13 protein-coding genes are annotated in these 12,838 nt (G+C 33.3%); 7 read left to right on the forward strand and 6 right to left on the reverse strand.

Going from position 1 to position 12,838, the window contains the following annotated elements:
• Window positions 1–11: 11 nt before the first annotated feature.
• Window positions 12–926 carry a tRNA (adenosine(37)-N6)-threonylcarbamoyltransferase complex transferase subunit TsaD gene (tsaD, locus tag ACKPCA_RS00005; protein ID WP_321280593.1) on the forward strand — a complete coding sequence of 305 codons (915 nt, stop codon included), beginning with the start codon at window positions 12–14 and terminating at the stop codon, window positions 924–926.
• Window positions 927–981: 55 nt separating this feature from the next.
• Here the strand turns inward: tsaD and ACKPCA_RS00010 are convergent, their stop codons facing one another.
• The 4 genes from ACKPCA_RS00010 to ACKPCA_RS00025 all read right to left on the reverse strand — a co-directional run bounded on the left by ACKPCA_RS00010 (window position 982) and on the right by ACKPCA_RS00025 (window position 2,973).
• Window positions 982–1,425: a hypothetical protein gene (locus ACKPCA_RS00010; protein ID WP_054714734.1), complete on the reverse strand. Its 444-nt coding sequence runs from the start codon at window positions 1,423–1,425 to the stop codon at window positions 982–984.
• Between the two features lie 63 nt (window positions 1,426–1,488).
• Complete coding sequence (locus ACKPCA_RS00015) at window positions 1,489–2,031, reverse strand: class IV adenylate cyclase (RefSeq protein ID WP_321280595.1); 543 nt, start codon at window positions 2,029–2,031, stop codon at window positions 1,489–1,491.
• Between the two features lie 278 nt (window positions 2,032–2,309).
• A complete protein-coding gene (locus ACKPCA_RS00020; RefSeq protein WP_054714738.1) occupies window positions 2,310–2,768 on the reverse strand; it encodes a response regulator in 459 nt (152 codons plus the stop codon).
• Window positions 2,769–2,778: 10 nt separating this feature from the next.
• Window positions 2,779–2,973, reverse strand: coding sequence for an ATP-binding protein (locus ACKPCA_RS00025; RefSeq protein WP_407660169.1), 195 nt, complete (start codon window positions 2,971–2,973; stop codon window positions 2,779–2,781).
• A 468-nt stretch (window positions 2,974–3,441) separates the two neighbouring features.
• Between ACKPCA_RS00025 and ACKPCA_RS00030 the strand changes: the two genes are divergently transcribed.
• From ACKPCA_RS00030 to ACKPCA_RS00040, 3 genes are all read left to right on the forward strand, one after another.
• Window positions 3,442–3,966 carry a hypothetical protein gene (locus ACKPCA_RS00030; RefSeq protein WP_321280598.1) on the forward strand — a complete coding sequence of 175 codons (525 nt, stop codon included), beginning with the start codon at window positions 3,442–3,444 and terminating at the stop codon, window positions 3,964–3,966.
• Window positions 3,950–4,495, forward strand: coding sequence for a PepSY-associated TM helix domain-containing protein (locus ACKPCA_RS00035; RefSeq protein WP_054714743.1), 546 nt, complete (start codon window positions 3,950–3,952; stop codon window positions 4,493–4,495). Before ACKPCA_RS00030 ends, ACKPCA_RS00035 begins: the two co-directional genes overlap by 17 nt.
• 164 nt (window positions 4,496–4,659) lie before the next feature.
• Window positions 4,660–5,706 carry a hypothetical protein gene (locus ACKPCA_RS00040; protein WP_321280600.1) on the forward strand — a complete coding sequence of 349 codons (1,047 nt, stop codon included), beginning with the start codon at window positions 4,660–4,662 and terminating at the stop codon, window positions 5,704–5,706.
• Between the two features lie 279 nt (window positions 5,707–5,985).
• On the opposite strand, the gene ACKPCA_RS00045 is transcribed toward ACKPCA_RS00040, so the two are convergent.
• Both ACKPCA_RS00045 and ACKPCA_RS00050 read right to left on the reverse strand, forming a co-directional pair.
• Window positions 5,986–8,334: an ABC transporter permease gene (locus ACKPCA_RS00045; RefSeq protein ID WP_321280601.1), complete on the reverse strand. Its 2,349-nt coding sequence runs from the start codon at window positions 8,332–8,334 to the stop codon at window positions 5,986–5,988.
• Between the two features lie 11 nt (window positions 8,335–8,345).
• The gene (locus ACKPCA_RS00050) at window positions 8,346–9,056 is read right to left on the reverse strand and encodes an ABC transporter ATP-binding protein (protein WP_054714752.1); all 711 of its coding nucleotides are present in this window, start codon (window positions 9,054–9,056) and stop codon (window positions 8,346–8,348) included.
• Window positions 9,057–9,284: 228 nt separating this feature from the next.
• Here ACKPCA_RS00050 and ACKPCA_RS00055 point away from each other — a divergent pair, with 228 nt between their 5' ends.
• The 3 genes from ACKPCA_RS00055 to ACKPCA_RS00065 all read left to right on the forward strand — a co-directional run bounded on the left by ACKPCA_RS00055 (window position 9,285) and on the right by ACKPCA_RS00065 (window position 12,667).
• Window positions 9,285–10,661 carry a sigma-54-dependent transcriptional regulator gene (locus tag ACKPCA_RS00055; RefSeq protein ID WP_321280602.1) on the forward strand — a complete coding sequence of 459 codons (1,377 nt, stop codon included), beginning with the start codon at window positions 9,285–9,287 and terminating at the stop codon, window positions 10,659–10,661.
• A 4-nt stretch (window positions 10,662–10,665) separates the two neighbouring features.
• Window positions 10,666–12,009 (forward strand): sensor histidine kinase, encoded by a 1,344-nt coding sequence (locus ACKPCA_RS00060; protein WP_321280603.1) that lies wholly within the window; start codon window positions 10,666–10,668, stop codon window positions 12,007–12,009.
• 82 nt (window positions 12,010–12,091) lie between these two features.
• Window positions 12,092–12,667, forward strand: a complete 576-nt coding sequence (locus ACKPCA_RS00065; RefSeq protein WP_321280604.1) for a TetR/AcrR family transcriptional regulator — start codon at window positions 12,092–12,094, stop codon at window positions 12,665–12,667.
• Window positions 12,668–12,838 lie beyond the last annotated feature (171 nt).

Below are 12,838 nucleotides of genomic sequence, written 5' to 3' on the forward strand. Positions count from 1 at the left end.
AAACGGTACATATGGATTATGGTGGGGTAGTGCCTGAATTGGCTTCTCGTGCTCATCAACAGAATATTATTCCTGTTGTGCATCAAGCTATGCAGAAAGCAGGGGTTACTGCCGATGAAATTGATGCGGTGGCATTTACAAGAGGTCCTGGTTTGTTAGGTTCTTTAATGGTGGGCACCTCATTTGCAAAAGGATTTGCGATGGCAAAGAACATTCCTTTGATTGAGGTAAATCACTTGCAAGCTCATATTTTGGCTCATTTTATCGATGATTTAAAAAATACTTACGATCATCCTGAGTTTCCATTTTTGGCATTGCTGGTTTCTGGAGGTAACTCACAGATTATTGTTGTAAAGGATCATTTGGAAATGGAAGTAATTGGTGAAACTATTGATGATGCTGCAGGAGAGGCTTTTGATAAGTGTGCCAAGGTTATGGGATTGCCTTATCCTGGAGGTCCAATTATCGATAGGAATGCAAAACAGGGAAATCCACATGCGTTTGAATTTAGCAGACCTAAAATTCAGGGATTGGATTATAGCTTTAGTGGTTTGAAAACTTCTTTCCTTTACTTTATTCGTGATAAAGTGAAAGAAAATCCAAACTTTGTACAGGATAATATGAATGATTTGTGTGCATCTTTACAATACACGATTGTTGATATTTTAATGAATAAGGTTAAAAGAGCCGCTCGTGAAACTGGAATTAAGCAGGTTGCTATTGCTGGTGGAGTTTCCGCAAACTCAGGTTTGCAAAATGCGCTTCACGAAGCCGCTTCCAAATATAATTGGAAGGTATATGTGCCTCAATTGGGTTACTCTTTGGATAATGCAGCCATGATTGCGATTACAGGCTATTTTAAATATTTAAAGAATGAATTTGTTGGTCAGGATACGGCTCCATTTGCAAGAATGACAATTAAATAATTATACAGATCATTTATGATATAACAAGAAACGGAAGCCAATTGGCTTCCGTTTTTTATTCCGTAATATTTAGATAGTTTTTCAAAACCGAGATTGAATGATCATTAAAATGAGTCAAATCAAGAATTAACACCTCTTTATTTTTTAGTTTTAAGGTCATTTTGTGATTTTCGATTTTAATATCATTGATATCTTTCAGGTAAACTTTTATTTCTTTCGACTTCCAACCTGTTTTGTATTTCAGTTTTCTTGAATTGATAGTAAGATACTCTTTGGGATACAGGATTTTACATCCCAGAAGCAAACCGATAAAATAAACAGCCAAAGTTGCAAGAACAAAAATCAGATAGTTACCATGTGGTAAAAAATTAAAATAACGGTTGAAAGCATACAACAAAACTGCGGAAACCAAAAAAGCAATGGCCAACGCCAGCTGTTTTCCTTTTGCTTCGTTGTTATTGATTTTATGATCTCTGATGTCGAATTCGAACTGGAGCATTTTTGTTTTATTAAGAGTCTTGCTTAAAGTTACTAAATAAAGAAGATTTTAGTAAATAAAAATTTATTCTTCTACTAGAATCTGATTGAATAAACTATTCTGTTCCAACAAATCGCTATATGATTGGGAAATTAAATCCTTGGCATTTATTTCCAGTAACTTGATATAGAAATTGCATTGTTCCTGTAGCTTTTCTTTTGGAATACTGCCATCCAGATCAATTGCTTCAATTTCAACAAACTTACCAAGCCCTTTTACATCATCAATATGAAATTTTACGTTCTCAATAAAGTAGATTTCTCTTTTTTTATCGACAACACATCTGCTGCCCATCGATTGTTCAAGTATTTTTTTTAAGGCAGAACCAGCTTTGGTTTGGTACAAGTTCACTTTACTTTCTCTTGAAGCTTTTTGGTCTTCACGAAAATAGTGAATTAGGTTGTTTTCAATTTCTCCCTCTCGCAATTTTAAGCGTCCCGATTTGGCATGGAAATAGGTGTCAATTTGATGATCAACTCCTTTAAAATCGGCATTCTTCGAGTTTAAAATTTCACGAATTTTATCTTGATTTTTACAGTGGGCTTTAATTTCTACAGTTACTGGCATTTTTTCGCTTTTTAATTCGTCCGAAATATCGTAAAAAAAATGATCCAAATTCAAGAAATTACTAAGGTGAAAATGAATTAAAATTCATGCTTTCGAAGCAGTTTTTTCTGCATGTTCGGGATGGCGTTAAGCGACCAGCAGATATTCTGTGTAATAATCCGCTCTTTACATGAGCTTTGGAGTAATCCCTAAAATTGTAGCTGTATTTCAGATACACAACTTCCTGAAATATTAGGAATTTCTATATTAATTACTGAAGATTTATTTTACTCAATTCTTTAGGCAATGCTTTTGGTAATTTGGCTTAGAATTTTTCTTAATGCTTCTTCTTTGAGTGGTTTGCTAATAAAGTCATTCATTCCAGCTTCCAAACATGTTTTTTTATCTTCCACAAAAGCATTTGCCGTTAATGCTATAATAAAAGCTTTATCCATTTCAGGATGATCAGACTCAAAATTTCGTATTTTTTGAGTAGCATTGAGTCCATCTAGAACAGGCATTTGCATGTCCATCAATATAACCTGGTAGTTATTTTCTTTTTGCATTTCAAATGCCTCTAAACCATTTTTTGCTACATCGCAATGTAAGCCCATATGGCGCAAGGTAAGAACGGCAACTTTTTGGTTAATAGGGTTGTCTTCTGCTATAAGAATTGATAATTGTCTTGGAATTTCCACGTCTTCATTTTTAAACATATCCGCCTCCTTGTCTTTGTATCCAAATTTTAGTTCAAACATAAACCCTGAATCAACACCTGGTTCTCTTTTTCAAATTAATTTTACCTTCCATAGAGTTGGTTAAATTCTTCGAAATTGCTAATCCTAGTCCAGAGTCTCCATATATCCGGTTTGTTGAACTATCTGATTGAGTAAATTCTTTAAATAGTTTTTTCCGTGCGTCTTTCGAAATTCCTATTCCGTTATCTTTTATCGTAAAAAACAAAGATACATATTGATTGGTTTTTTCAAGACATTTTACAGATAATAATACTAAACCTTTATGTGTAATTTCATTACATTATTTTCAATATTAAACACTATGGCTTCTTCAATCGACTAAAAATTAAGCTTGTGATAGATTGTGTCAGTTATTTGTTTAATATAGAATTCAACATTTTCAATTTAAATGTTAGGGTTAAAAAAGATTCAGTTTTCTGAATCATCGGTGATGATACGGTTTTCCTAGTGAATGGTTACTTTTTTAGTGTGAATAAATGATATTTTTCCGCGAATTTTAGTGGAAGTGAAAAAATGTCTTTCCCCTTTGGTTAGAAATATAAAGAGTAATAGAAAAATGAATAGTATTTTGTTAATAAAATGTTATTAGGCTTGGATAATGATTAGATATGCAATAGGTTTGTTATAAATAAACAAAATCAAACAACTAATTAATCCTAAATCCAAAAAAAAGATGAAATACTTAGGTTTAATGGCAATGTGTATTATGATGTTGTCATGTAATTCAGTTCAGAAGGAAAAATCTGGAGAGAAAAAGCTTTCTCAAATCAAACAAACTGCTTTATCAATTGAGCAAGTAATGCAAACTGCTGCTGATAATGTTGGCAAAGAAGTTTACTTCCAAGGTACTGTTAATCATGTTTGTGCTCACTCAGGCAAACGTTGTATTCTAAAAACTGCCGATGGCAAATTATCGATTAGAGTGGAAGCAACTGGTAAATTGGAGGGATTTGCAAGGGAACTTGCTGGTAACGATCTTATTGTAACAGGAACATTAAGAGAAAAGAGGTTGGATACCAGTTCTATTGACAAATGGGAAGCTGATGTGAAAGCAAAACAAGTTGATGAAGGAAAAGGTGAGCATTGCAGTTCTGAAATGGCTAACATTAAAGATATGCGTGACTGGATGAAAGAAAACAATAAAGATTACTATGCAATCTACTACGTAGACGGAACAGCTTATGAAATTGTGGAGTAAGAAATTTTGGAGAAAATGGCTTAGGTTGATTCATCGTGACTTGGGCTATTTTTTTGTAGGAATAACAATTATTTATGCGGTTTCGGGAATCATTCTGAATCATAAAAAAAATGGAGAAGATCCAGCTTACCGTACTATAAAACAGAATTATAAACTGGAAGCCAATTTAAGTCCGGATCAACTTAAATCTTATTGGGGGAATAATTTTCTAGATTATCAATTGAATAGAATTATTCCTAATTCCGAAAATTACGATGTTTATTTAAAGGGTGGTTTAGGTAAATACGACCCTATGAGTGGAGAATTGGAATTTGAAGTGTATGAGAAAAAGCAGTGGGTTTATTTTATGAATAAGCTTCATTACAATAGCAAAAAGGGTTGGACTCTTATGGCTGATGTATTTGCAGTTGCCATGCTATTGTTTGCACTTTCAGGCATTTTTATGGTTCCAGGAAAAAAAGGAATAACAGGAAGAGGGAAATGGTTAATTGCCATAGGTATTGTCCTTCCTTTCTTATTTTTTCTATAAAAAATGAGGTGCTGATTTTTCAGTGCCTTTTTTTATGAAAATTCATAAATTGTCAGGAAGACTCCTTTGGAATGATAATTGATCAAAGAAGGCGAAAACAATTAATGGCTATTTTATCAATCAAAATAATCCGTTAAATTGTCAAGCCTTAAAACATTAGTACCATGAATAAAATTCTACTAGCCCTAATTTTAGTTCTGATGCAGTTTGGCTCAATGAGTCAGAATAAAGAATTGAAAAAATTGTATTCAAAAGGAAAATACGATCAGTTGATTGAAAAAGCTCAAACTCTATTGGTAGAGAATGACTCTGATCCTGTTCTAAATTCGATTTTGGGTAGAGCCTATACCAATTCAAAGCAATTTACCAAGGCAATTCCATATCTTGAGAAATCCATGCTAAGTGATTCTGCCAGCGAAGAAATTAAGGCTCTTAGTAAGGCTTATCTGGCCAAATGTTATTTTGTAACTGGCGAAAAACAAAAGGCCATTACTTATCTAAAAGAATGTCAGAATGACAGAGTTTCCAAAGAGGCAAGTAGATATGCATACCGATACTTAAATTTGTTTCAAACAGGAGTTTATTATCAAACTTGGGAAGTGGTTGAATCCGAAAAAATAAGATTTCATTTTCAGGATAGGCAAAAATCACAAAATGCCGATGCTTATATGGAGCGCCTAAAAGTAAATTATAATAGGATGGCATCATTTTATGGAATCGATTCTCCCAAAAAAGTAGATGTGTTTGTTTGGCATGATAGGAATGAGGCTTTTCGCAAGCTTGATCAACCTTTGGGATTTTATAATTCAGATCTGTGTATTGTGAATGTTTGGGATCAGCAGGAAGATGATTACGAGTTGTGCCATATGCTAAGCCAAATGGTGTTAAAACCAAAGTATAAAAGTATGCTTTTGGATAAAGGTTTGGCTGTATATTTCGATACCATGGACAAAAATCTTTTTGCCATTGCCAGAAAAAGAGTACCCAAAGAGGAATTTTCGCTTCTTGAATTATGGGAAGATCCTACGAAGTATGAGCGCAATTTAAGTTATCCGGTTGGAGCTGCTTTTATTGAGTTTTTGTTGAATAAAGGAGGAAAAAACAAGCTGAAAAAACTTTTGGAAAATCAAACCATAAAGAATGGGAGAGAGGTTTATCCTGATTTTGAGAAGTTGGTAAAAACTTACGAAGCAATGTTGCTTAGAAGGTAAAGCTACCGATCTTTATTCTGCCAAAATTAACGAATAAGGAAGCTTAAAGTAGAAGGAAGTACTCGATTTGTAGCAAGAAGTAATGTGTAAGTAGGAGGAAGTACTCGATCTGTAACAAGAAGTAATGTGTAAGTAGAAAGAAGTAATCGATCTGTAGCAAGAAGTAATGCGTAAGTAGAAAGAAGTAATCGATTTGTAAGAAGAAGTAATAAATAAAACCACCAAGGAAGTAATTTCCAAGGTGGTTTTTTGTGTTTGTATATAGGTATTGGGTTAAATTTACTCGTACTTTAAACTTACAACTGGATTCTTTGTCGCAGATTTCCAGGATTGATATGCTACGGTTATGGTTGATATAACAGTAAGAAGCATAAACACAGCAATAAACAACCAGTATGGGAAATCAATTCTGAAAGGATAATTAAGGAACCACTCTTCCATAGCAAAATAGGTTATTGGCCATGAAATTATTGAGGCAATTAGAATCCATTTGCTGAAATCTTTACTGAAAATAAGAATCAATTGATTCATTGTTGCACCAAGAACCTTACGAACACCAATCTCTTTAGTTCTTTCTTCTGCATTAAACGAAGCCAAGCCAAAAAGTCCAAGACAGGAAACTATAATTGCCAATATTGATGCGTATAGTAAAGTGCTGATTGTAGCTCTTTGACTTACATACAAGTTGTCGTAATGATCGTCAAGGAAATTATAAATCAATGGAAATTCTGGATTGTATTTATTGCAAATTTCCTGAATTTCCTGAACTGCTTTTGTTGCATTTCCTTCAACATATCGTACAAACAAGAATCTTGGGTCGTCGCATAAGCGAAGCATAAACGGTTGTAATTTGCGAGTGTTTGGCGTACAATGGTAATCTTTAACAACACCAATAATTCTTGAATCCTGGTTATTTCCAGTACGAATCGTTTTATCAATTACCGATTCGTCAGAAATCATTCTGGCAAATTTTTCATTGATAATCACACAACTGGAATCTGCAGCAGGATTATCCGCATTAAAAGGTCTTCCTGAGTGAAATTTTACTTTAAAAACATCAAAGAATTCTGCATCTACATAAGGATAAGTTATCAAAGGCTTAAATTCAGGATCTTTACCTTCCCAATTTTCACCCCATCCATTTGAAAAAACGGAGTACGGAATATGTGAACCATAGGAGACATTTTCGACAAATGTACTTCTCATCAATTCACTTTTTATCGTCTCAATCTTTTTTTGCATCTGTTGATTGATATTAATCGAGATCACATTGTCTTTGTTTAAACCAATATCCATATTAGATAAATACCTGGTTTGTAAAACAATGGTTAAGGTGCAAATCAATAGAGATGATGCCAATATAAACTGAATTACTACCAGAATTCTTCTAAAGCGATTGCTTCCTTTTCCTCCTGAAAATGTACCTTTTAATACCATGATTGGATTAAAGGAAGACAGGTAAAAGGCAGGATATGCTCCGGCAACTAATCCCGTCACCAAGGTAACTCCCAGAATAATCAACCAAAATTCTATAGATGAATAATCCAGAATAAGGTTTCTGCTCATTAAAGAATTGAATTGTGGTAAGAAAAGGTGTGCTAGAATGATTGCGAAGTTTGCTGATATGATTGTGATTAGTAATGATTCCCCAATAAACTGCTTGATCAATTGCGGATAAGTAGCTCCAATTGCTTTTTTTAGACCAATTTCTTTGGCTCTTTTAGCTGCACGCGCAGTAGAAAGATTCATAAAATTGAAACAAGCAATAATCAGGATAAAAATGGCAATCATGAAGAACATCTTAACCTGGGTAATTTTGGTTGGTGAACCATCAAGGTAGTACAGGTGTCTTTTAAGCAATGGAAATAAGAAGGCGTATTTATCACTTTCCTTATCAACATGATCGATATAAAATTGATCTAATTTTTCGTTTAGAATGCCAATATCAGTTCCCTCAGCAATTTTTGCATATCCAAAATAATTATGCGAACCCCAATTTTCATACCAGGGATTTGCCTTTCTCATCAACTCGAATGGCATTAACAACTCAAACTTTATTGATGAATTACTTGGGATATCCTTAACAACTGCAGTAACTGTTAGAGGTTGTCTATTATCAATGTTAACGGTTTTGCCAATAGGGTTTTCATTCCCAAATATTCGTTTCGCTGATTTTTCTGTTAGAACCAAAGAATTAATATCATTCAAACAGGTTTCCATATTTCCTTGTACCAAAGGAAAATTGAAAATTTTGAAAAAATCGGGATCAGCACTTTTTATACTTTCATATTGCTTTTTACCATTGTATTCAAGAAGTAAATTTTCTCCCCAAGCATTAAAATGTGTAGCATATTTTATTTCTGGATATTTTTCTTTTAAGGCATCAATTAATGGGGTTGGCAAATTGGGCATTGCATTTCGCTTGCCATTCCAGGTCTGATAGTTTCCTACCTGATACACTCGTTCAGCATCATTATGAAATGTATCGTAATTCATTTCATGATTTACCCAAAGCAATAGCAATATGGTACATGCCATACCAATAGCCAAACCTACGATGTTGATAAAACTGTATCCTTTATTTCGGATCAGATTTCGATATGCAATTTTAAGATTGTTAATAATCATGATTGATTGGTTTAAAGGATTTCAGCTTGGACTGCTTTAGTAACTTGTTTTTTGTGATTTTCGCTAACAATATGGCCATCGAATAGTTGTACGATTCTGCTTGCTCTTTCTGCGTCGCTGCTCGAGTGAGTAACCATTACAATTGTGGTGCCTTCCTGATTTAATTCGGATAGCAAGTCCATAACTTCTCTACCATTTGCTGAATCAAGATTTCCGGTTGGCTCATCGGCTAAAATTAAATTAGGATTCGAAACTACAGCTCTTGCAATTGCCACTCTTTGTTGTTGTCCACCCGATAATTGTTGTGGAAAATGTTTACTTCTATGATCAAGTTGTACCCGTTTTAGAACTTCTGCAACTTTTCTTTTTCGTTCTGATGCAGGTACTTTTTGATATACCAAAGGCAATTCAACATTTTCGTAAACACTAAGTTCATCAATCAAATTAAAACTCTGAAAAACAAAACCAATGTTGGATTTTCTCAATTTAGTTCTTTGTTTTTCTGTATAATGCGCAACTTCATTTTCAAGAAATCTAAAATTGCCGGCTGAAGGATTATCAAGCAAACCGATAATGTTTAGTAAAGTTGATTTGCCGCAACCTGAAGGTCCCATAATGGCAACAAATTCGCCTTTTTTTATGTGTAAATTAATATTCGATAAAGCTAAAGTTTCTACTTCTTCAGTTCTGAAAACTTTACTTAAATTGGATGTTTGTATCATGATTGTCTGTATTTATTGGGTTTGTTTTGCTTATAGCTATACTTGTGCCAAAAGTTGTAACTAAAAGTAAAAGAGAATGAAAGAGGTGTTATTGTGTTTGAGGTAAATTTAAACTGTTTCAAAATCATCCAGTAGATGTACCAAAATGGAACAATACTTTATCTGAATATAATGTTTTGTATTATTTTTATCCGAGATGAATGATACGCATATTATAATTATTTCATAATGAAAAAAAATGGTAAGCTCCTAATAGTTGATGACAATAAAAGTGTTTTAAGTTCTTTAAAGCTCTTTCTTAAACATCATTTTGAATTGTTGGATACTTGTTCTAATCCCAATCAGATACCAGGTTTGGTTACAAAGGACAAGTATGATGTTGTACTGTTGGATATGAATTTTTCGGCTGGAGTGAATTCTGGGAATGAAGGATTATATTGGTTGCGTGAAATTTTGAAGCTGGATACTTCGTTGGTAGTAATCTTATTTACAGCATATGGCGATGTAAATTTAGCAGTTAATGCGATGAAAGAGGGAGCAACAGATTTTATTTTAAAGCCATGGGACAATAAAAAATTGTTGGCAACACTGCAAAGTGGTGTTGAGTTGCATCGAACTAGAGTGCAAGTAGAAAAACTGGAGCAACAAAAGAACTATCTGCAAAAAGATTTAAATCAACAGTTTGTAAATATTATTGGAGAATCGGATGCCATTAAAGAGGTTTTAAATACGGTTAAAAAAGTTGCTGCAACAGAAGCCAATATCTTAATACTGGGAGAAAATGGAACAGGAAAAGAATTAATCGCCAGAGAAATTCATCAATTGTCGAGTAGAAAAAAGAACATCTTTTTAGGAGTTGATTTAGGAGCTTTGAGTGATAATTTATTTGAAAGTGAATTGTTTGGACATGTAAAAGGATCGTTTACGGATGCAAAAGAGGATAGAATAGGAAGGTTTCAGGCAGCCAATAAGGGAACAATTTTTTTAGATGAAATAGGAAATTTATCCATGCCAATGCAAGCCAAACTTTTATCAGTATTACAGAATAGAGTTGTTACACCCATTGGCTCAAATCAGCAAGATGAAATTGATGTAAGATTGATTTGTGCTACAAACGCAAATATTCAGAAATTGATATCGACTGATAGTTTTAGAGAGGATTTATTATACAGAATCAATACCATTACCATTGAGTTACCACCTTTACGAGATAGGGGAAATGATGTATTGATAATTGGGGAGTTTTTTTTGAAGCAATTTTCTAAAAAGTATGGAAAAAAATTACCAGTAATTCATCCTGATGCAAAGGAGAAACTTGTTAATTATTCATGGCCTGGTAATATTCGAGAATTGCGTCATTGTATGGAGCGAGCTATTATTTTAGTAGATTCTGAAGTTTTATTTGCTGATGATTTTCAACTGGAACAAAAGGATACTCAGCTTGGTTTTGGTACAAAACCAATAAGTTTGGAAGAAGGCGAGCGTGTGATCATTGAGAATTCATTAAAAAGAAATCGGGGTAATATTAGTCAGGTGGCTAAGGAGTTAAACATTGGTCGCCAAACTTTATATCGCAAAATTGAGAAGTATAATATTTTACACTAATAAAATGATCTATCGTCGACTGTATATTGTTGTAATTGTAAGAGTACTCGGAATATTGGCAAACAGTTTAATGTTGGCATTTATCTGGTATGAATATCGGGATATTGTACTCCTTGTTAACTTGGTTGTATTGCTAATAGTACAGATTATATTATTTATTCGAAGGTTGAATAAAGTTAATCGCGATTTAGAACATTTCTTTAGTACAGTTAGAAATAGCGATACAAGCGTAAAATTTGGCTCAAATCGAACAAAGGAATATCGTAACCTATACAAACAATTTGATCTGATCAATAAGGACATACTTGGGATTAAAATTAAGAATCAGAATCAAGATCAGTATTTTAGGGCTTTGGTGGAACATGTTGCCATAGGACTTATTTCTATTGATTCGAATGGAAAAGTATTACTCTTTAATAAGGCAGCGCAAGATATCTTCAATAGAATTCACCTGTATAGGATTGAGGATTTGGATAGAATTCAAGAAGGACTAAGTACTGAGATTCAGGAAATTGAACCTTTACAAAAACGGTTAATTTCTCTCCATAGAAACAATGAATTGGTTCAACTTGCAATAAAAGCAACCAAATTAAAATTAAGTGGACAGGAAATAAAATTGGTTTCCTTTCAAAATATTCAGCAGGAACTTGATGAAAAAGAACTGGATGCCTGGCAGAAGTTGATAAGAGTTCTTACGCATGAAATTATGAATTCGCTGAGTCCAATAAATTCCTCTATTGGAACAATATCAGAAATTTTTAAAAATAGAAAACAAGAGGGAGGGCAAATTAATCAAGAAGAAAGTGATGATGTGGTGACCGGCCTGGAAATAATAGAGGAGAGAACCATTGGGATGGTTGATTTTGTGAGTCGCTTTAGAGATTTAACCCTTCTTCCATCGCCGAAATTTAAACTTGTCAATTTGGTAGATCGTGTAAATCAAATACTCAAATTGTTGAAAGAAAATTTACAATCCGAGAACATAGAGGTAAATGTAGTTCATCCCAAGGATGGTGTTGTAGTTAATGCTGATCCTGCAATGCTTGATCAAATATTATTAAATCTAATCAACAACTCAATTCAGGCATTAAGAACTTGTGATAATAAGCAAATAGAGATTCGGATAAGTGAAACGGAAAAGGCAAGTATTGATATAGAAGATAATGGATGTGGTATATCTGAGGAAAATAGGGAAGAAATCTTTATACCGTTTTTTACAACCAAGGAGAATGGATCAGGTGTTGGTTTGAGTTTATCTCGTCAATTAATGAAATTACATAAAGGATCATTAACTTTTACTTCAAGACAAGGAGGTCCTACAATATTTAAGCTTCAATTTAATTCGTGAATATTGTTAAAAAAACTAAAAATGAATTTATAATTCAAAATAACATCTATATTTGTACCAGAAATACCAATAGAGTTCAATTGTGGCAAAAACGGACAAAATAGAAATTCAGGAGAGAGTGACACATGTTGCCATGGAGATGATGATGAAATTTGGGCTTCGTGGTTTAAATATGGTTGAACTTGCCAGGGAGTGTGGTTTAGCGAAAGCTACATTATATAAAATCATCGGAACAAAGGAGGATTTAATTAGGCAAATTGCTTTTCAAATCTTAGATGTTAATATGCTCCGGATTCTTGAGCCATATAAAACGAAAGACGATCCTGTTGAAGTCGTTAAGGAATTTCTGGATAATTATTTAAATTATGCAATTTCAGCACAAAAAATTCTTAATCAACAGATCTATAAAGAATATCCTTTGATTGAAAAAGAGGTTGATGATAGATTTGAATGTGAAGTAAAAATTGTCTCTGATAAGCTCAATGAATGGCAAGAAAAGGGGTTGATAAGACAGGATATTAATGTGGATTATTGTATAGATGCTTTAACTGCACTAGATGAAATATATATTATGGGTAATTATTCGGAACAAGAAGCAATTGAAAGGTTACGTGAATCTTTTACATGTATGTTGAGGGGAATGGGAATAGAGATTTAGAATTAAATAATTTATAGTTTAAGGAGTATTGTTTCATACTTCTTATTTTTGTGATAAAAATGAACTGAGTAGACTTTTAAAGTTCAAAAAGTAATTTAAATAATGATGGAGTAGTTATACTCCGTATATTTTTTGTTTAAAAATGAACTCTATGAACACAATGGGTTCAAA

Origin of the sequence: Marinifilum fragile, from assembly GCF_963677365.1 — a bacterium.
Taxonomy (GTDB): domain Bacteria; phylum Bacteroidota; class Bacteroidia; order Bacteroidales; family Marinifilaceae; genus Marinifilum; species Marinifilum fragile.